18 protein-coding genes are annotated in these 18600 nt (G+C 54.4%); 9 read left to right on the top strand and 9 right to left on the bottom strand.

What is annotated here, in order from left to right; translation table 11 throughout:
• The first annotated feature begins 11 nt into the window (after positions 1-11).
• Positions 12-905: a ParB/RepB/Spo0J family partition protein gene (locus EBB79_RS20380; protein ID WP_127750648.1), complete on the top strand. Its 894-nt coding sequence runs from the start codon at positions 12-14 to the stop codon at positions 903-905.
• On the opposite strand, the gene EBB79_RS20375 is transcribed toward EBB79_RS20380, so the two are convergent.
• Genes EBB79_RS20375 through rph form a run of 4 tightly spaced genes read right to left on the bottom strand, consistent with a single transcriptional unit; the run spans position 895 to position 3726 of the window.
• Positions 895-1248: a YbaN family protein gene (locus EBB79_RS20375; protein ID WP_127750647.1), complete on the bottom strand. Its 354-nt coding sequence runs from the start codon at positions 1246-1248 to the stop codon at positions 895-897. The genes EBB79_RS20380 and EBB79_RS20375 overlap by 11 nt on opposite strands.
• A 6-nt stretch (positions 1249-1254) precedes the next feature.
• On the bottom strand, positions 1255-2409 hold the full coding sequence (hemW, locus tag EBB79_RS20370; protein WP_127750646.1) for a radical SAM family heme chaperone HemW: 1155 nt from the start codon (positions 2407-2409) through the stop codon (positions 1255-1257).
• Positions 2402-3016, bottom strand: a complete 615-nt coding sequence (rdgB, locus tag EBB79_RS20365; protein ID WP_127750645.1) for an RdgB/HAM1 family non-canonical purine NTP pyrophosphatase — start codon at positions 3014-3016, stop codon at positions 2402-2404. Before rdgB ends, hemW begins: the two co-directional genes overlap by 8 nt.
• A complete protein-coding gene (gene rph / locus EBB79_RS20360; RefSeq protein ID WP_127750644.1) occupies positions 3013-3726 on the bottom strand; it encodes a ribonuclease PH in 714 nt (237 codons plus the stop codon). Before rph ends, rdgB begins: the two co-directional genes overlap by 4 nt.
• Positions 3727-3868: 142 nt before the next feature.
• Here rph and hrcA point away from each other — a divergent pair, with 142 nt between their 5' ends.
• A complete protein-coding gene (hrcA, locus tag EBB79_RS20355) occupies positions 3869-4933 on the top strand; it encodes a heat-inducible transcriptional repressor HrcA (RefSeq protein ID WP_127750643.1) in 1065 nt (354 codons plus the stop codon).
• 9 nt (positions 4934-4942) lie between these two features.
• Positions 4943-5506 (top strand): nucleotide exchange factor GrpE, encoded by a 564-nt coding sequence (locus tag EBB79_RS20350; RefSeq protein WP_127750642.1) that lies wholly within the window; start codon positions 4943-4945, stop codon positions 5504-5506.
• Between the two features lie 92 nt (positions 5507-5598).
• Here EBB79_RS20350 and mutS read toward each other — a convergent pair whose 3' ends face one another.
• Entirely contained in the window at positions 5599-8217 is a 2619-nt protein-coding gene (gene mutS / locus EBB79_RS20345) for a DNA mismatch repair protein MutS (RefSeq protein WP_177627887.1), read from the bottom strand.
• A gap of 422 nt (positions 8218-8639) precedes the next feature.
• On the opposite strand from mutS, the gene EBB79_RS20340 reads away from it, so the two are divergent.
• Positions 8640-10895, top strand: a complete 2256-nt coding sequence (locus EBB79_RS20340; RefSeq protein WP_127750640.1) for an NADP-dependent malic enzyme — start codon at positions 8640-8642, stop codon at positions 10893-10895.
• Positions 10896-10901: 6 nt separating this feature from the next.
• Positions 10902-11774 (top strand): ribokinase, encoded by an 873-nt coding sequence (locus EBB79_RS20335; protein ID WP_127750639.1) that lies wholly within the window; start codon positions 10902-10904, stop codon positions 11772-11774.
• A gap of 73 nt (positions 11775-11847) precedes the next feature.
• On the opposite strand, the gene msrA is transcribed toward EBB79_RS20335, so the two are convergent.
• A complete protein-coding gene (msrA, locus tag EBB79_RS20330) occupies positions 11848-12513 on the bottom strand; it encodes a peptide-methionine (S)-S-oxide reductase MsrA (protein WP_127750638.1) in 666 nt (221 codons plus the stop codon).
• A gap of 142 nt (positions 12514-12655) precedes the next feature.
• Here msrA and EBB79_RS20325 point away from each other — a divergent pair, with 142 nt between their 5' ends.
• Together EBB79_RS20325 and EBB79_RS20320 are read left to right on the top strand one after the other, a co-directional pair.
• A complete protein-coding gene (locus tag EBB79_RS20325; RefSeq protein WP_127750637.1) occupies positions 12656-13564 on the top strand; it encodes a D-amino acid aminotransferase in 909 nt (302 codons plus the stop codon).
• On the top strand, positions 13564-14277 hold the full coding sequence (locus EBB79_RS20320) for a sulfotransferase-like domain-containing protein (RefSeq protein WP_127750636.1): 714 nt from the start codon (positions 13564-13566) through the stop codon (positions 14275-14277). The genes EBB79_RS20325 and EBB79_RS20320 overlap by 1 nt, the downstream gene beginning before the upstream one ends.
• Before the next feature lie 73 nt (positions 14278-14350).
• On the opposite strand, the gene EBB79_RS20315 is transcribed toward EBB79_RS20320, so the two are convergent.
• From EBB79_RS20315 to EBB79_RS20305, 3 genes are all read right to left on the bottom strand, one after another.
• Positions 14351-14635 (bottom strand): SCP2 sterol-binding domain-containing protein, encoded by a 285-nt coding sequence (locus EBB79_RS20315; protein WP_127750635.1) that lies wholly within the window; start codon positions 14633-14635, stop codon positions 14351-14353.
• A gap of 78 nt (positions 14636-14713) precedes the next feature.
• Positions 14714-15151 carry a DUF1810 domain-containing protein gene (locus tag EBB79_RS20310; RefSeq protein WP_127750634.1) on the bottom strand — a complete coding sequence of 146 codons (438 nt, stop codon included), beginning with the start codon at positions 15149-15151 and terminating at the stop codon, positions 14714-14716.
• A gap of 2 nt (positions 15152-15153) precedes the next feature.
• Positions 15154-16377, bottom strand: coding sequence for an argininosuccinate synthase (locus EBB79_RS20305; protein WP_127750633.1), 1224 nt, complete (start codon positions 16375-16377; stop codon positions 15154-15156).
• 137 nt (positions 16378-16514) lie between these two features.
• Between EBB79_RS20305 and EBB79_RS20300 the strand changes: the two genes are divergently transcribed.
• Together EBB79_RS20300 and ilvA are read left to right on the top strand one after the other, a co-directional pair.
• Positions 16515-17300, top strand: a complete 786-nt coding sequence (locus tag EBB79_RS20300; RefSeq protein WP_127750632.1) for a hypothetical protein — start codon at positions 16515-16517, stop codon at positions 17298-17300.
• A 68-nt stretch (positions 17301-17368) separates the two neighbouring features.
• Complete coding sequence (gene ilvA, locus EBB79_RS20295; RefSeq protein ID WP_127750631.1) at positions 17369-18595, top strand: threonine ammonia-lyase IlvA; 1227 nt, start codon at positions 17369-17371, stop codon at positions 18593-18595.
• Positions 18596-18600 lie beyond the last annotated feature (5 nt).

The raw sequence follows: 18600 nt of genomic DNA, 5'->3' as shown, positions 1-18600 counted from the left end.
GAGAACGGACTATGGCGAGTAAAAAGGGTAAACCCCGCGGCCTCGGACGTGGACTGTCGGCACTGATGGCTGACGTGAACCTCGATCAGGTTCCTACCGCTGAGAAGACACCCAGGAATACAGAAGTATTTGTGCCGATTGAAAAGGTGGTCGCCAATCCTGAGCAGCCACGGCGGCAGTTTGTGCAGGTCGATCTGGATGATCTGACCGCATCGATCAAAGAAAAAGGCGTACTCCAACCGTTGATCGTGAGACCGCGGGACGGTGGAATGTATGAGATCGTCGCGGGTGAACGTCGCTGGCGTGCGTCTCAGGCGGCTCAGTTGCATGAAGTTCCCGTTCTTGTGCGCGATTATTCTGACCTAGAAGTCATGGAAGTCGCACTGATCGAGAACATTCAGCGGGCGGATCTGAATGCGCTGGAAGAGGCCCAGAGCTATAAACTCTTGATGGAGAAATTTGGCCACACCCAAGAAAAGATGGCTGAAGCGCTTGGCAAAAGCCGGAGCCACATCGCCAATTTGGTTCGTCTGTTGCATCTACCTGATGACGTTCAAGTGCTTGTTCAAGAACGAAAATTGTCGGCGGGTCATGCACGTGCGTTGATCACCTCGGACAATGCGTCTGAGTTGGCGAAGAAAATCGTCAAAGGTGGTTTGTCAGTGCGGGCAACCGAGTTACTGGTCAAAAAGGACGCAGTAGGTGACACGCCACGAGGGGCTAAGGCGCCGAAGAAACTGTCTGAGAAAGATGCTGATACACGGGCGTTGGAAAATGACTTGTCAGCCATATTGCGTATGGGTGTGTCAATCGATCACAAAACTGGCGGAGAAACAGGAACGGTTACGATTTCCTATGAAAATCTGGATCAGCTAGACGAGCTTTGCGGCGTTCTTAGCCGTTAGGGCGTGTCCATATGAAAATCAGAACGCAGCTTAGGACTATGGCCTGAATGATCAGAATGTGGCCAGGTGCGCCAAGGATAAGAGAAAATAGGAATACGGCGGCAATCGAAAAGGTTGCCGCCTTTTTTGCACCCGGGCGAATAGCGCGATTTGTATTCCAGTCGTTGATCATGGGACCAAAAAGCGCGTGCTCCAGAATCCAGCTGTGTAGCCGTTCGGATGAATTGGCAAAGAAGAATGCGGCGAGTAGAAGAAATGGGACCGTCGGAAGCAGGGGCAGAACAACTCCGATGACTGCCAGAGCAACACATATAAGTCCCAGGCTGGCATACAAAAATCGCATTTTGAATTAGTCCGTTAATAGTTCACGTAGTACTGCGTTCAGTACAGCGCGACCTTGGTCCGTTGCGCGCAGTACCGTTCCGGTCTGACGTACCATACCCATCTGCAAAAGATCGTACACTTTGTCTTGGGGCAGGGGATGTCCGGCCAGATGGGCATATCGATCGGTATCAATTCCCTCGACCAGCCGCATCCCCATCATCAGATGTTCTGCGCTATGTTCTTCAGGGGCAAGCAGGGTGTTGACGCAATCACCTGACCCCTTAGTTACAGCTTGTAGCCATGCACCGGGCGCTCGAATACATTCGGTGGCATGGCGTTGTCCGTTCCGCGTCAGGCGTCCATGAGCGCCGGGCCCAATGCCGACGTAGTCGCCGTAGCGCCAGTAGATTAGGTTGTGGCGGGATTCAGATCCGGGGCGGGCGTGGTTTGATACTTCGTAAGCCGGCATTCCGTGATCAGCACAAATGTCCTGTGTTGCCTGATACATGTCTGCCGCCGTGTCATCAGTGGGTAGGTCGCGCAGTTTCCCTCGGGCATAGCGGTCACCAAAGGCAGTGCCGTCTTCGATCGTCAGTTGGTACAGGGATAGATGGTCTATGGCCATCGATAGGGCCTGTTTTAGTTCTGACTGCCAGTCCTTTAGTGTCTGACCCTGCCGTGCATAGATCAAATCAAAGCTGACACGATCAAAACAGTTGCGGGCAACATCAAAGGCGGCTTGGGCTTCAGCCACAGAATGAATGCGACCCAGCCGACGCAGGTCTGTATCGTTCAAGGCCTGGATGCCCATCGAAATGCGATTGACGCCGCCGTCGCGGTAGCCGGCAAAGCGACCGGCCTCGACTGATCCGGGGTTGGCCTCGAGGGTGATTTCGATGTCATTTGCAAATGGCCAGATTTCGCGGGCTGCTTCGATTACGGCGGCGACGGTGTCTGGCTGCATCAAGGACGGGGTGCCACCACCAAAGAAGATGGCATTTAGCACGCGGTCTGGAACCAGCTGCGCATACCGCTTCAATTCGCTGATATAGGCCTTAACCCATAGTTTTTGATCTACATTGGCCGTTACGTGGCTGTTAAAGTCGCAGTAGGGGCATTTGGCCTGGCAAAATGGCCAATGCACATACAGGCCAAAGCCCCCATTGCGCCAATCATCCACCGAAACAAGCCTGCACGAATTTTGCGACAGCTTGCCCGCGATGGCTGATCTTGTGTTTTTCGGCTGGGAGCATCTGAGCACAGGTTACGTCCAGTCCACTCGGCTGGAACATGGGATCATAGCCAAAACCGTTTTCGCCACGGATTGGCCATACCAACTCACCCGGCATGACACCCTCAAAGACCTCGTCGTGACCATCGGGCCAGGCAAGCACCAAGGTACAGCGAAACTGTGCCGTACGAGGGTAGGCGGCGTTGACCGCCTCTAACTCGTCATGGGATCGAGTCATGGCCTTCATGAAATCACGGCCATTCTCTGTTTCGGCCCAATCGGCGGTATAGACGCCTGGAGCACCGTTTAGGGCATCGATGGTAATGCCCGAGTCATCCGACAAAGCCGGCAGGCCAGTGGCCCGCGCGGCAGCGTGGGCCTTGATGCGGGCGTTGCCGACAAATGTGTCTTCGGTTTCTTCTGGTTCAGGTAAATCCAATTCGCCAGCGCTAACCACAGTGACACCATAAGGGCCGAGGAGATGTTTCATCTCCTCCAGTTTGCCCTTGTTATGAGTGGCGAGCACTAGCCTTTCGCCGGCGAAGACACGGGTCATGCGCAGGCTGCCTTTTGCATTGCGGCCAGTTCCGATGTGCCTTTTTCAGCTAGGTCCATCAGTTGGTTCATTTGCTCGCGTGAGAAAACAGACCCTTCGGCGGACATCTGGACTTCGATCAGCTTACCCGATCCGGTCATGATAAAGTTGCCATCAACTCCGGCTTCTGAATCTTCCGGGTAATCCAGATCCAGCACGGTCTGGCCGGCATAGATACCACATGAGATTGCAGCAACAGGATCAACCAATGGGTCCATCTTTACGTCGCCGGCTTTCATCAGCTTGTTGACAGCTAGACGCAGTGCGACCCAACCACCGGTGATGGATGCACAACGAGTGCCGCCGTCCGCCTGTAGTACGTCGCAGTCAACGGTGATTTGCCGTTCGCCCAAAGCAACCCGATCAACGCCGGCCCGCAATGCGCGACCGATCAGGCGTTGAATTTCAACTGTTCGGCCACCTTGCTTGCCGGCGGCAGCCTCGCGGCGCATCCGGGTGTTGGTCGCACGGGGCAGCATGCCATATTCAGCCGTTACCCAACCCAGACCCGACCCCTTGATGAACGAGGGCACCCGCGGTTCGATTGAGGCAGAGCAAAGAACATGGGTTTCGCCCATTTTAATCAGACACGAGCCCTCAGCGTGTTTGGTGAAACCAGTCTCGATGGAGACGGCGCGCATTTGGTCTAATTCTCGTCCGGAAGGTCGCATGGGATATCCTTTTTTGGTTGAACTTGGGATAGCCTTCGACAGCCTTGTGATGCAAGCCTGATTGACCTTTTGGCCCAAGCCTCTTTAATGGCAGACCAGCCCAATTGGTCAATATTGGGGACAGACCACATGCAGGATTGAAATGAACGACGCCAATGACATCCTGAAGGACATGAATGACCGCTCTCGTGAGGTATTCCGGGCGGTGGTTGAGAATTACATGGACCGCGGTGAACCTGTCGGAAGCCGCACCCTAACCCGGAGCCTAAGTGAAAAGGTCAGCGCGGCGACAATCCGGAACGTCATGCAGGATCTCGAGCATCTGGGATTGCTGGACAGCCCGCATATCAGCGCCGGTCGGGTGCCGACGCAGTTGGGGCTGCGTATGTTTGTTGATGGATTTCTTGAGGTTGAGGATCTAAAGGCCCAGGACCGGCTAAAAATTGACGCGACATTGGGTGGAAACTCTGCTGACGTTGGTGGCATGTTGGATCGGGTTGGATCGGCCCTGTCCGGCGTGACACAGGGTGCATCACTGGTTTTGACCCCTAAACACGAGGCCGAGATTCGCCACATCGAATTTGTGTCTCTTGCACCAGACCGGGCCTTGGTGGTTCTGGTCTTCTCGGACGGGCAGGTTGAAAATCGCGTGTTTACGCCACCGGCTGGACAGACACCCAGTTCGATGCGCGAGGCGGCAAATTTCCTGAATGCTCTGATTGAAGGCAAGACGCTGTCGCAGTTACGCGGAACGATTCAGACTGAAATTTCCAGTCGGCGACAGGAAATCGATCTGTTGGCACAAGACATGATCGAAAGCGGCTTGGCGCTTTGGCAGGACGAAGGCGAAGATTCGGCGCGATTGATTGTACGCGGGCGCGCGAATCTTTTGGAAAGCGGGGAACAGGACGAGGGGCTGGACCGCATTCGAAGCCTGTTTGATGACCTTGAACGTAAGCGTGATATAGCCGAATTTCTGCAACTGACCGAAGACGGCGACGGTGTGCGCATTTTTATTGGTTCAGAGAACAAACTTTTCTCACTTTCGGGTTCCTCTTTGGTGGTGTCTCCCTATATGAACTCGGATCGAAAGATCATTGGCGCGGTTGGGGTGATTGGCCCCACCCGGCTGAACTACGGACGGATTGTGCCGATTGTGGATTACACGGCACAACTGGTTGGAAAGCTGATTTCTGACCGGAGTTAGAGGTGAAACATGGCAGAGCCAAAGAACGAAGATTTTCTGGACGACATTGACGCCGCTGAAGCGGAAGAACTGGCGGACGAATTTGCTGAAATTGATGATGAAGCGATTGAGCTCGACGAGCTGCGGGCTGAACGTGATCAGTTGAAAGACCGCTTTATGCGGGCGCTGGCGGATGCCGAAAATTCGCGCAAGCGCGGTGATCGGGCGCGTCGCGATGCCGAGCAATATGGTGGCTCTAAACTGGCTCGTGATATGCTGCCGGTTTACGACAACATGAAGCGCGCGCTTGATACGGTGACTGAAGAACAAAAAGCAGGTTCGGCGGGTCTGATCGAAGGCATCGAATTGACCATGCGGGCGCTGTTAGGCGTGTTCAGCAAGCACGGCGTTCAAAACATTGCCCCGCAAGTTGGTGATCGGTTTGATCCGCAAATGCATGAAGCAATGTTCGAAGCACCGGTACCAGGTACCCGTGCAGGTGACATTATTCAGGTCGCAGCCGAGGGCTTTATGTTGCACGACCGTCTGCTGCGTCCGGCGCAGGTTGGCGTATCTTCGACACCGGCCAGCTAATGTAGAAGTGCCATTCAGCGAATGGCACATGCATTCGGTGAGAGTGGTTGAAATAAAAAAGGGGCGGTTCCGGAAGGAGCCGCCCTGTTGCGTTATTGATTAGCGTTTTTCAACTGGTAGAGCATCTCTAGTGCTTCACGTGGAGACAGGTCGTCAGGGTGAACGCTGTCAAGCATCTCTTCAAGCGGTGAGGGACCCTTGGGAACTGCTGGCTGAGGTGGTGGTGCGGCGGCAAAAAGTGGCAGATCATCGATTTTAATTTTTGATCCGGCTCCGTCTCGACTGGATTCCTCCAACATGTCCAAAACATCGCGGGCGCGGGCGACAACCGTAGCAGGCAGGCCGGCAAGTTGGGCCACTTGTACACCATAGGAACGATCTGCCGCGCCCTTGCGAACTTCATGCAGAAAGATGACTTCGCCTTCCCATTCTTTTACCGTGACGGTGGCGTTGTCGACGCCAGCCAGTGTGGCGGCCAGTTGGGTCAGCTCGTGATAGTGGGTGGCGAACAGGGCGCGGGATCTGTTGGTCTCGTGCAGATGTTCCAATGTGGCCCAGGCGATGGACAGGCCATCGTATGTGGCCGTTCCACGGCCAATTTCATCCAAAATTACCAATGCGCGATCGTCGGCCTGGTTCAGAATGGCGGCGGTTTCAACCATTTCCACCATAAATGTAGACCGTCCACGCGCCAGATCATCCGATGCCCCAACGCGACTGAACAGTTGACTGACCACACCGATATGCGCGGTATCAGCCGGCACGTAACTGCCGATTTGCGCCAACAAAGCAATCAGCGCGTTCTGCCGCAAAAAAGTAGATTTACCGGCCATGTTGGGGCCGGTAAGCAACCAGATTGCGGCCCCGTCAGCAGCGGTTAAGTCGCAATCGTTGGCTATGAAAACTTCACCAACCTGCTGGCGCAACGCCTGTTCCACAACTGGATGCCGACCACCTGAAATTTCAAATGCCCGGCTGGCGTCGACCTTCGGGCGGTTCCAGTTTTCACCTTTTGCCAGATCCGCAAGGCCGGTCAATAGATCCAGTTCGGCCAATCCACGTGCCGCACTGTTCAAGCGGGCGGAAAGGTCCAAAATACAGCCGGAAACTTCGGAATAGAGCCGCTTTTCGATCTCTAGGGCCTGATTACCGGCATTCAGGATTTTGGTTTCGATCTCGCTTAGCTCAACCGTGGTGAACCGGACTTGATTGGCGGTGGTTTGGCGGTGGATATAGCTTTCAGATAATGGCGCAGACAACATTTTATCCGCATGTGTGGCCGTCGTCTCGATGAAATACCCAAGTACGTTGTTGTGCTTGATCTTCAGTGAGCTGATGCCGGTGTGCTCTGCGTATTGATTTTGCATCGCAGCAATAACCGACCGGCCCTCGTCTCGCAGGGTCCTGGCCTGATCCAATTCGTCGTTGTAGCCGGCCGCGATAAACCCACCATCGCGGGCCAGCAACGGGGGTTCGGCAACCAGTGAGGCGTCCAACATAGCCAGCAGATCGTCAAAGCCCTGTAGATTGTCGATGGCGCCTGCGATCAAGTTGGGCAGGTCCAAGTCTTGGCATAAGGCGGCGATGGTTTCGGCCTGGGTCAGTCCGTTGCGGATTGCGGCCAAATCGCGCGGTCCTCCGCGGTCCAGCGCCAGTCTTGACAGCGCACGATCCAGATCCGGGCTTTGCCTAAGAGCATCGCGCAACTGCTCGGACAGTTGGCTCTGGTTGACGGCAAAATCCAATGCGGCCAACCGGTCATGAATCACGTCAAGATTGCGCGATGGGCTGGACAGACGTTGTTCAAGCAAACGACCACCACCCGGTGTGACAGTTCGATCAATTACGGATAACAACGAGCCAGCGCGACCACCGGACAAGGATCGTGTCAGTTCCAAATTGCGCCGGGTTGCAGCGTCGATCTGCATGACCCGGTCTTCGGCCTCTTGTTCGGGCACCTGCAGTAGCGGCAGTTTGCCTTTTTGAGTGATTTCCAGATAATCGATCAACGCACCCATCGCCGAAACCTCGGCGCGGGAAAATGTACCGAATCCATCCAGGGCACCGACCTTGAACAGCGCGCAAATGCGCTTTTCGGCGGCCGTACTGTCAAAACTGGCCTTGCCCAAAGGTGTCACTGGAATTTTGTACTCATCAGCCAAAGGCCGGATATGATCATAGGCCGGGCCATCAGCGACGATCAATTCAGAAGGGCCCAGCCGGGCCAGTTCGGGTGACAGACGCACCCGCGCCACGGGCATCACGTGAAACGCACCAGTGGAAATATCTGCCCAGGCCAATGCCGCCTGGTCGCGCATTTCGGCATAGGAAACGAGAAAATTGTGCCGACGTGCCTCGAGCAGGGAATCCTCGGTCAGCGTGCCGGGTGTAACCAAACGCACCACATCGCGGTTGACCACAGACTTGCCGCCACGCTTCTTGGCTTCCGCAGGAGTTTCCAACTGTTCGCCCACGGCCACACGGAACCCTTTACGGATCAGTGTCAGCAAATACCCCTCGGCGGCATGAAATGGCACTCCGCACATCGGAATATCATCGCCATTGTGCTTGCCGCGTTTGGTCAGTGCGATATCCAATGCCTCGGCCGCATTCACGGCATCCTCAAAGAACATCTCGTAGAAATCGCCCATCCGGTAGAACAGCAGCGCGTCTGGGTACTGCGCCTTGATGTCAAGATATTGTGCCATCATTGGCGTGACTGTGGCCAAGGGGAGTTCTCCGGTCTGGTCGGAAGGTTGCGATCTGCATGACTTTACAAAGCCGTTGTAACGGGGAAAAGCAGAAACAAGCCGACGGGGCGTCTATTTGTCCGGCTCCAGAACTGATCTGGTCATAATGGAAGATGTTAATATCAACGTATCTTTGAAGGACTTATTGAAAAGATATGACATTTTACAGGTGAGAAAAATCGCGCTTAAACGCGTTTCCTGAATGTGTTTCCTATTTTAGTGTTTAATTAAAGCATGTTGTAAGAAAGTTAGCGCTAAACTATTTCAGCAATATCATGTCTTTCAGTGCTGTATTTGGCGCAATAATATTTCGTCCAACTGCGTTGAGAAGGCGAACAGGCTAGGGTATGACGCTTAAGACAGTCAGAGGAATTACCCAGCTCATGCCCAAAGCAAAGATTACCGACGAAGAGGCCCTGGCCTTTCACCTGGAACCAACCCCCGGCAAGTTCGAAATTTCGGCGACGGTGCCGATGACCACGCAGCGCGACCTATCATTGGCCTACTCACCCGGCGTAGCCGTGCCATGTCTGGAAATCGCAGAAAATCCGGCGCTGGCTTATGATTACACCAACAAAGGCAATTTGGTTGCGGTGATTTCGAATGGGACGGCCGTACTGGGCCTGGGTAATTTGGGTGCACTGGGATCCAAACCGGTGATGGAAGGCAAGGCAGTCTTGTTCAAACGTTTTGCCGACGTGAATTCGATCGATATCGAACTGGATACCGAAGACCCCGAGGCGTTTATCAACGCGGTCAAATTGATGGAGCCAACCTTTGGCGGCATCAACCTTGAAGATATCAAGGCGCCCGAATGCTTCATCATCGAACAACGCTTGAAGGAAGAAATGGACATTCCGGTGTTCCATGACGACCAACACGGCACGGCGGTGATCTGCGCTGCCGGCCTTATCAATGCGCTGCATATTTCGGGCAAGAAAATTGAGGACGTGAGAATTGTTCTCAACGGGGCAGGGGCAGCTGGTATTGCCTGTATTGAATTGCTCAAATCCATGGGCGCCCGGCACGACAATTGTATCATTTGTGACACCAAGGGCGTGATCTATCAGGGCCGTGCTGCGGGTATGAATCAGTGGAAATCTGCGCATGCTGTTCCCACCGATCTGCGAACACTGGAAGAGGCCATGGATGGCGCTGATGTGTTCCTGGGGGTGTCTGCCAAAGGCGCGGTGACCCAGGACATGGTGATCTCGATGGCGCCTAACCCGGTGATCTTTGCGATGGCAAACCCAGATCCGGAAATCACACCCGAAGAGGCGCATGAGGTCCGCGAGGATGCCATCGTTGCCACCGGCCGGTCGGATTACCCCAACCAAGTCAACAACGTATTGGGTTTCCCTTACCTGTTTCGTGGAGCCTTGGATATTCATGCCCGCGCTATCAATGACGAGATGAAGATCGCTTGCGCCCATGCTTTGGCGGCATTGGCACGCGAAGACGTACCAGACGAAGTGGCACTTGCTTATGGTAAGAGCCTTAGTTTTGGTCGCGACTATATCATCCCGACCCCATTTGACCCACGCTTGATCCACCGAATCCCGGTTGCAGTGGCCAAGGCTGGTATGGATACTGGTGCCGCCCGCCGTCCGATTATCGACATGGAGGCCTATGAGCTTAACCTGAAGGGCCGAATGGACCCTACGGCCTCTATTCTGCGCGGATTGAATGCCCGTGCACGTACCGCCCAAAGTCAGATGATCTTTGCCGAAGGCGATGATCCACGTGTGCTGCGTGCTGCCGTCACCTATCAACGTTCGGGTTTCGGTAAATCCCTGGTGGTTGGCCGCGCAGACGACGTGAAGCAGAAACTGGAGGAGGCCGGCCTTGCTGATGCGGTGAACGAGTTAGAAGTCGTCAATGCCGCTAACACGCCACATCTCGATACCTACAAGAACTTTCTTTACTCGCGTCTGCAGCGCAAGGGTTTCGATCTCAAGGATGTGCACCGTCTGGCTGCACGCGACAGGCATGTGTTTTCGGCGCTGATGCTGGCGCATGGTCATGGGGATGGACTGGTGACCGGGGCGACCCGAAAATCAGCTCATGTTCTGGACCAGGTCAACCACGTCTTTGATGCGGATGCCGCGCAGGGTGCGGCTGGCGTGACTGCCCTGTTACACAAGGGTCGGATCGTGTTGATTGGCGACACTTTGGTGCATGAGTGGCCGGATGAAAACGACCTAGCCAATATTGCCGAGCGCGCCGCCGTTGTCGCCAGCCACATGGGCTTGGACCCACGCGTGGCCTTTGTCAGCTTTTCCACTTTTGGTTATCCAGTCTCGGAACGTGCTGAAAAAATGCACCTGGCCCCGTCCGTGCTCGATAAGCGCGGTGTCAATTTTGAATACGAAGGCGAAATGACCGTCGACGTTGCCCTGAACGCCAGCGCACAAGAGGCATATCCCTTCTCGCGGCTTACCGGTCCGGCCAACATCTTGATCGTGCCCGCCCGCCATTCTGCTTCGATCTCGGTCAAATTGATGCAGGAAATGGGCGGCGCTACAGTGGTTGGCCCTATCCTTAGCGGCGTGGACAAACCAATCCAGATCTGCTCGACCACGTCCACTGCCAATGATATCCTCAACATGGCAGTGCTGGCTGCCTGTGATATCGGATAGGATAATATGGCAATCTGGAACCTTGGATCAATCAACGCGGATATGGTCTATGCCTTGCCGCATTTACCAGCGCCAGGGGAAACTCTGGCAGCACTGGACCTGCAGCAGTTTTTGGGCGGCAAGGGGGCCAATATGTCGGTCGCCGCCGCCCGTGCCGGATCTCACGTGTGCCACATCGGCGCTGTTGGGGCGGACGGCGCTTGGGCGGTGGACCGACTGCTGGAATACGGTGTAGACACCCGTCATATCGCCGAGATCAATACCCCTACCGGTCATGCCATCATTGCAGTGGATAGACAGGCGGAAAATCAGATTATCCTGTTTCCCGGAGCCAACCGGGCCGTGTCGTCCGAACAACTCGGGCAGGCCCTGACGCAGGCTGACTCTGGCGATATTCTGGTGCTTCAAAACGAAACCAATATGCAGCCCGAAGCTGCAAAAATGGGCCGCGATCTGGGATTGCGGGTCTGCTATGCCGCAGCACCTTTTGATGCGGCGGCTGTGCAGGCAGTCCTGCCGTTTCTGGATGTTCTGTTCCTGAACGAGGTCGAGGCGCAGCAGTTGCAGCAGGCCACTGGAAAAACGCCTATGGAGTTAGGCATTTCAGATGTGATCATCACACTAGGGGCAAAAGGTGCGCGCCACTTCAATGCTGAAACAGGCGAAACGGTGGATATTCCAGCACATGCCGTAACAGCCGTCGACACAACGGGTGCTGGTGATACATTCACAGGCTATGTTCTCTCAGGCCTTGATCGGAGCTTACCAATGCCCCAGGCCATGGCCCTTGCCGCCCGCGCTGCTGCACTGATGGTGACACGGCCCGGTACGGCCGATGTGATTCCAGACCTGAAAGAGGTCCAAGAGGCCAGCTTTTAAAAGCAAAGCCCCTATATTCATCTGGCTAAAAATATCCCGGGGGTTTCAAAGGGGGCTGGCCCCCTTTGCCACGTTAATGCGCCTGTGCAAAAGGAGCAGCATCCCCCCAAAGTTGTACCACCCGCGCATCCCGACCACAGGCCTGCCGATATCGCTTGTAAGCCTCAGCTTGACGCTTGGGCCCAAACCGGGTGAACACCAGTTTCCGACCTTTATAGTAATCCTGATGGTAGGCTTCGGCTGGATAAAACGGTGCTGCCTGCAATACTGGGGTCACGATAACTTGTCCCAGATCCACTTGCGCCTGTGCCTTTACTTGCTCAACGAGAGCCGTTTCTGCCTTATTAGAGACAAATATAGCAGTGCGATAACTCTCCCCCCGGTCGCAAAATTGACCGCCGGCATCTGTTGGGTCGACCGAACGGAAAAATAACTCAACCAACGTCTCCCGACTGACTTTCTCCGGATCGAAAAAGATTTGTACGGCCTCGTAATGACCGGTGCCGCCCTGACCGACTTGTTTGTAACTCGGATTTTTGAGGACACCACCCGTGTACCCGGACACAGCACCCGTCACACCAGCTACTGATTCGAAATCGCTTTCGACGCACCAGAAACATCCCCCTGCCACAACCAGAACTTCGGGTTGCTGGGCACGTGCATCATGCCCACGCATCACCCCGACCAGTAACAATAGCCCAAACAATACCCCAAGTCTCAGATTGTCAGAATTACGCATCGCATTCTCCTCTCCCAATACCCTGTACGGCGCGGAAATAAGGCTCAAGTGAGTGACATCATATGTAACGAACTGGTGAGTGAAATTTACTGCTTGGAATGACGCTTCAACCCCCCTAGCGTCGCGCCAACAGGAGGACCCGATGACCGAAAAGATGAGCACCCACCAGGCTGAAGATGATCAACGAAATGAGTCGATCTTGATTTACGTTAATGGCCGCATTGTCCCCAAAGCCGAGGCAACCGTGTCGGTTTACGACAGTGGTTTTATGCTTGGGGATGGCGTCTGGGAAGGTTTGCGTCTGTATAACGGGACATGGGCATTTCTGGATCAACATCTCGACCGACTATTCGAAGCGACCAAAGCCATCGATTTGGATTTAGGGTTAGACCGCGCTGAGGTTACTGCCGCGTTGGTGGCAACACAGCAGGCCAACGGCATGACAACAGATGCGCATGCCCGGTTGATGGTCACACGCGGTGTTAAGACCCGTCCATTTCAGCACCCATCGCTCTCCCAACAGGGGCCGACATTTGTGATCATAATGGAGCATTCGACACCGAAGCTCCCTCGACCCATCCGCCTGGCTACGGTACCGCATCTGCGCGGACTTCCGATGACGCAGGATCCCAAACTGAACTCGCATTCCAAATTGAACTGCATTCTGGCGTGCATAGCTGCGGAAAAGGCAGGCGCTGACGAAGGTTTGATGCTGGACGTGAACGGCTTTGTGAATACCACCAATGCCTGCAACTTTTTCATTGTCCGCAAAGGTGAGGTTTGGACCTCGACTGGCGATTACTGCATGAATGGCATCACCCGGCAAAAAGTCATCGACCTGTGCCGCGCCAATGACATTCCAGTGTCCGAGCGCAATTATTCCCTGGTAGATACCTATGGTGCAGAGGAGGCGTTTTTGACCGGTACTTTTGGCGCACAGACACCGGTCAGCGAGATTGATGGTCGTCAGATCGGTACGGGGACTATGGGAGCGGTGACGCAGAAAATCAGAAGCCTTTATAAGGCGTTGATCGAACAGGAGGCCAGTTGATGCGTATTGCGATGTGGTCAGGGCCACGCAACCTGTCAACGGCGATGATGTACGCCTTTGGCAACCGCACAGATTGTGCAATTGTAGATGAGCCATTTTATGCGTCCTATCTTGCCAAGACGGGTTTGCGGCATCCGATGTGGCAAGAGATTTTGGACAGCCAATCCCAGGATCCGACTGTGGTCTCGGATCAGATTACCGGCTCTATTCCTGGGGCTAAGCCATATTTCTACCAAAAACACATGACACAGCATATGATCGCCGGCGTGCCCCGTGATTGGATGCGCGCGTTTAAGAATGTATTCCTGATCCGTCATCCAGCACGAGTGATTGCCTCTTACGCCGCCAAACGTGAGAATCCGACATTGGACGACATCGGGTTTTGGCAGCAAAGCGAGCTGTTTGACGAGGTGAACGCCTGGGGTGGAAAGCCGATTGTTGTGGACAGTCACGATATTCGGGAGGACCCTGCAGTGATGTTGGAGACTCTGTGTGACGCCATCGACATACCGTTCTCAGCAAAAATGCTGAATTGGCCCAAAGGCGGCCACAAGGACGACGGCGCCTGGGCTTTGCATTGGTATGGGTCTGTGTGGACGTCCAATGGGTTTGCCGGAGCTGAGGGAGAGCTGCCTGAGGTGCCGGAACATCTACAAGGCGTTCTGGATGCGGCAATGCCGCACTATGAACGGATGAAATCCGCTAAGCTGTGAGGTGGGAGGGGCTTTGCCCCTCTGCGCCTATTGCGCATTCACCCCAGAGTATTTTTGAAAAGATGAAATAGGCCTAGCCCAGCAGCTTACCCAGCTTCATCGCAACCGACATGTCACCCGAGACTTTTAGCTTGCCCATCACCACTCCGGTCATTGGGTTTAGTTTTCCGGTCAGAAGTTTAACCAAATTGTCCTGCGACAGGCGAATGGTACAGTCGGTGTCTTGATTCGTGGTGCTGGCCTGGTTCTCGGCCAACACAATTGCGCCGTCGTCGCCACAGTCGAATTTCAACGATCCGTCGAATTGGCTACCGTTCAATCCTGCCTGAATACGATCTGCAATGTCTTGAAGCGTCATCTGTCTCTCCCAGTCTGACCCAAGCGGTAAGTCGGAATGGGAGTTTGGGCAATGTTGACCGAACGGGAAGTCGCCAAGTTATACTCCGGATAGTGTTTTTACAGTCAGCGGGCAGAACTCGCCGTCAAAAAACGCTTCAAGAACCTGTACGAATTCAGATGCGGCGCCCGGCACGGCGGCAAACAGTGTCATTGATGACCGTAATTTCTTGGCGTCAGTCGTGCCAAAAATCTGCTCTGCCGGGGTGTCGCTGTGTGCCAGCACCAGACGGCTGACCTCGATCAATCGCCGATTCAGTTCAGGATGGTCCAAATAGGCAGAAGCCTCGGCTAGGTCCTCGATCCCATATAACTGCGCCATATGGGATTTCCCCAATTCGGCGAGTTGGGGAAAGACAAACCACATCCAGTGGCCTGCCTTTTGTCCCGCTTTTACCTCGGCTAGGACATCGTGCCAGACGGTGTCCTGTGCCTCGATAAACATCTCTAATTCTTCAGAGAAGTCGTCTTCTTCCATTATTACTTAACCCGTTTGTTCCGCATCGCAATCAGCTTTAAACGTAGGGCCTGCAATTGGATAAATCCAGCCGCATCTTTTTGATCGTATGCGCCGGCGTCATCCTCAAAAGTCACGTGCTCTTCGGAATACAGCGAATGATCGGACCAGCGACCGACGCAGGTGGCGGACCCCTTGTACAGTTTCAAGCGCACGGCGCCAGTGACATGGGTTTGGCTGGCATCAATTGCCGCCTGCAGCATTTCGCGCTCGGGCGAGTACCAGAAGCCGTTGTAGATCAGCTCGGCATATTTTGGCATCAGCTCGTCTTTGAGGTGCATCGCGCCGCGGTCCATGGTGATCGATTCGATGCCACGGTGCGCTTCGAGCAGTAGAGTGCCGCCCGGGGTTTCGTAGATGCCGCGCGACTTCATTCCGACAAAGCGACCTTCGACCAGGTCCAGACGGCCACAGCCGTGCTTGCCACCCAATTCGTTCAGTTTGGTCAAGATCGTGGCTGGCGACATTGCTTCGCCGTTGATCGAAACTGCGTCGCCTTGCTCGAAGCCAACTTCGATGAACTCAGGCTCATTCGGCGCATCTTCGGGGTGAACGGTGCGCTGGTAGACGTAGTCGGGTGCCATTACGGCCGGATCTTCCAACACTTTGCCCTCGGATGAGGTGTGCAACAGGTTGGCATCCACCGAGAAGGGGGCCTCGCCGCGTTTGTCTTTGGCGACGGGAATTTGGTTCGCTTCGGCGAATTCCAGCAGTTTGGTGCGGGAAGACAGATCCCACTCACGCCAAGGCGCAATCACCTTGATATCGGGGTTCAATGCATAGGCGGCCAGCTCAAACCGGACCTGATCGTTCCCTTTACCAGTCGCACCGTGTGCAACGGCATCTGCACCGACGGCCTCGGCGATTTCAACAAGACGCTTGGAAATCAACGGGCGCGCAATAGAGGTACCCAGCAGATACAGACCTTCGTATACTGCATTGGCACGGAACATTGGGAAGACAAAGTCGCGGACAAATTCTTCACGGACGTCTTCGATAAAGATGTTTTCTGGTGCGATCCCCAGCAGTTCGGCCTTGGCGCGGGCGGGCTCCAGCTCTTCGCCCTGACCCAGATCGGCGGTAAAGGTGACGACCTCACAACCGTACTCGGTCTGCAGCCATTTCAGGATGATCGAGGTATCAAGGCCACCGGAATAGGCCAGAACAACTTTTTTGGGTGCGGACATTGGGATTTCCTCTTCAGCAGAACGATTGGCCGATATCGGTTTTCAGGCGGGAGAGCAAGTTTTTCCGGGCTTCTCTTACTGGGTTGCTGCGTCTAGGGTGCCGCGCTGAGATTGTATGATATTTGAGAGGACGAGACATGAAAGGTTGGAGCTTATTTGCTCATTCGGTGGGAATGGTGATCCGTAACCTGTCAGAGGCATTGAAAATTGCTCTCGTGCCTGTGCTGATCGGGTTTGCCCTGGTTGTTGGGTTAACATCGATGACAGGCCTGTCGCTGGGATCTTTGACTGATGAAGCGGCGTTGCAGAAGATGTTGAATGACGGCGGTCTAGGGGCCTTTTTAATGCCAATCATTCTGCTGGTCTTCGTTCTTATTGCGATCGAGTTGTGGGTTTTTGTGTCATGGCACCGCTTTATCTTGTTGGAAGAGTATCCAAACGGTTGGGTACCAAAGTTCCGTTTCGACCGTATCACCGCCTATTTGGGAAGCGGGTTGTTGATTGGGCTAGTCACCGTTTTGTCTCTGGTCCCAATAGCAATGATCTTTGGTATTCTAGCAGGGATTATTTCGCCTGTTTTGCCACTCGTAGGGGCTCTAGTGCCAGTGGCTACAATAATCATTGCCTATCTAATTTTCTACCGACTTTCCCCAGTATTGCCAGCCGCGGCAGTGGGTGACTCGTTGAAGTTAGGGGAGGCTTGGATATTCACTACAGGGGCAAGCGGGACACTTTTGGTAACTGGACTGTCAACCGCGGCCGTGCAATTTTTACTACAGTTTGTGGCCGGATTGTCCATGGAAGTGTTTCTCCCACTCGGTATCGCTTTCCAGATCCTGACTGGTCTGGTGATGTCGCTGGTGAATGTCAGTATCTTGACCACCATTTACGGCCACTACGTCGAAGGTCGCCCCATCGACTGACGGTATTCTTATGTATGCATTCTGCCTGCCCCTTGCCTTGGGGGCGGGCATAGGTCACTCAATAAGACATGACTGATTTCCAGACCCAGGCCCGCGCTGCCGAAGCCGCAATGCGGGACGTATTCCCCGCCACTCCGTTGCAACGCAATGCGCATCTGTCCGAGCGTTACGGCGCCGAGATTTATCTGAAACGCGAAGATCTTAGCCCGGTGCGGTCCTATAAAATTCGTGGTGCCCATAATGCCATGCGCAAGCAGCCAGATCAGGATCTGTTTGTCTGTGCCAGTGCGGGCAATCATGCCCAAGGTGTCGCTTATATGTGTAGTCACATGGGGGTCAAAGGCGTGATCTTTATGCCAGTGACCACGCCCCAGCAGAAGATCCAGAAAACCCGGATATTTGGTGGGGACCAGGTCGAAATCCATCTGGTTGGTGACTATTTCGATGATACGCTCTCGGCTGCGCAGGAATGGTGCCAGCGTGAGGGCGGGCATTTTCTGTCGCCGTTTGATGATGCGGATGTGATTGAAGGCCAAAGCTCGATTGCAGTCGAGATCGAGACGCAATTAGGCCGCACACCGGATCATGTCGTTCTGCCTGTGGGTGGTGGAGGCATGTCCTCGGGTGTGGTCTCTTGGTTTGGCGACCGTGTGCATTGCCTGTTTGTCGAACCTGAGGGCGGCGCCTGTCTGCGGGCGGGCTTGACCGCTGGGCACCCCGTGTCGCTGGATCACGTCGATACTTTTGTTGATGGTGCTGCGGTTGGGCGGATCGGGGTGTTGCCCTTTGCCCTGTTGCAACATGTTCCGCTTCCCGATGTGCTGAGCATTTCTGAAGACCGGATCTGCGCGACAATGATCGAGATGCTGAATGTCGAAGGGATTGTTCTGGAACCTGCTGGTGCCTTGGCGATCGAAGCGCTGGGCGACGTGCGGTCCTGGATTCGCGGAAAAACAGTGGTTTGCATCACGTCTGGTGGCAATTTTGATTTTGAACGACTGCCCGAGGTCAAAGAACGGGCACAGCGATATTCCGGGGTGAAGAAATATTTTTTACTGCGGTTGCCACAGCGTCCCGGTGCCCTGAAAGAGTTTCTTGGTATTCTAGGCCCAGAAGACGACATCGCCCGATTTGAATATATGAAAAAGTCGGCGCGAAATTTTGGATCCGTTTTGATCGGTCTAGAAACAAAACGACCCGAAAATTTTCCGAAACTTTTTGCCAGACTTGAAGCGGCGGGGTTCACCTACACCGACATTACCAATGACGAGACATTGGCCCAATTTGTGATTTGATGGAC

Source organism: Parasedimentitalea marina (assembly GCF_004006175.1).
In the GTDB taxonomy this organism is placed as follows: Bacteria; Pseudomonadota; Alphaproteobacteria; order Rhodobacterales; family Rhodobacteraceae; genus Parasedimentitalea; species Parasedimentitalea marina.
This window is presented reverse-complemented; position numbering and strand designations above follow the sequence as displayed.

Bases quoted from the DNA above. Each gene is read 5' to 3' on its own strand.
- rdgB (WP_127750645.1), bottom strand. From the start codon at position 3,016: ATGACCCGTGTCTTCGCCGGCGAAAGGCTAGTGCTCGCCACTCATAAC.
- ilvA (WP_127750631.1), top strand. From the start codon at position 17,369: ATGACTGATTTCCAGACCCAGGCCCGCGCTGCCGAAGCCGCAATGCGG.
- EBB79_RS20300 (WP_127750632.1), top strand. From the start codon at position 16,515: ATGAAAGGTTGGAGCTTATTTGCTCATTCGGTGGGAATGGTGATCCGT.
- EBB79_RS20305 (WP_127750633.1), bottom strand. From the start codon at position 16,377: ATGTCCGCACCCAAAAAAGTTGTTCTGGCCTATTCCGGTGGCCTTGAT.
- msrA (WP_127750638.1), bottom strand. From the start codon at position 12,513: ATGCGTAATTCTGACAATCTGAGACTTGGGGTATTGTTTGGGCTATTG.
- hrcA (WP_127750643.1), top strand. From the start codon at position 3,869: ATGAACGACGCCAATGACATCCTGAAGGACATGAATGACCGCTCTCGT.
- EBB79_RS20375 (WP_127750647.1), bottom strand. From the start codon at position 1,248: ATGCGATTTTTGTATGCCAGCCTGGGACTTATATGTGTTGCTCTGGCA.
- EBB79_RS20335 (WP_127750639.1), top strand. From the start codon at position 10,902: ATGGCAATCTGGAACCTTGGATCAATCAACGCGGATATGGTCTATGCC.
- EBB79_RS20315 (WP_127750635.1), bottom strand. From the start codon at position 14,635: ATGACGCTTCAAGACATTGCAGATCGTATTCAGGCAGGATTGAACGGT.
- EBB79_RS20350 (WP_127750642.1), top strand. From the start codon at position 4,943: ATGGCAGAGCCAAAGAACGAAGATTTTCTGGACGACATTGACGCCGCT.
- EBB79_RS20340 (WP_127750640.1), top strand. From the start codon at position 8,640: ATGCCCAAAGCAAAGATTACCGACGAAGAGGCCCTGGCCTTTCACCTG.
- EBB79_RS20380 (WP_127750648.1), top strand. From the start codon at position 12: ATGGCGAGTAAAAAGGGTAAACCCCGCGGCCTCGGACGTGGACTGTCG.
- rph (WP_127750644.1), bottom strand. From the start codon at position 3,726: ATGCGACCTTCCGGACGAGAATTAGACCAAATGCGCGCCGTCTCCATC.
- EBB79_RS20320 (WP_127750636.1), top strand. From the start codon at position 13,564: ATGCGTATTGCGATGTGGTCAGGGCCACGCAACCTGTCAACGGCGATG.
- EBB79_RS20310 (WP_127750634.1), bottom strand. From the start codon at position 15,151: ATGGAAGAAGACGACTTCTCTGAAGAATTAGAGATGTTTATCGAGGCA.
- mutS (WP_177627887.1), bottom strand. From the start codon at position 8,217: ATGATGGCACAATATCTTGACATCAAGGCGCAGTACCCAGACGCGCTG.
- EBB79_RS20325 (WP_127750637.1), top strand. From the start codon at position 12,656: ATGACCGAAAAGATGAGCACCCACCAGGCTGAAGATGATCAACGAAAT.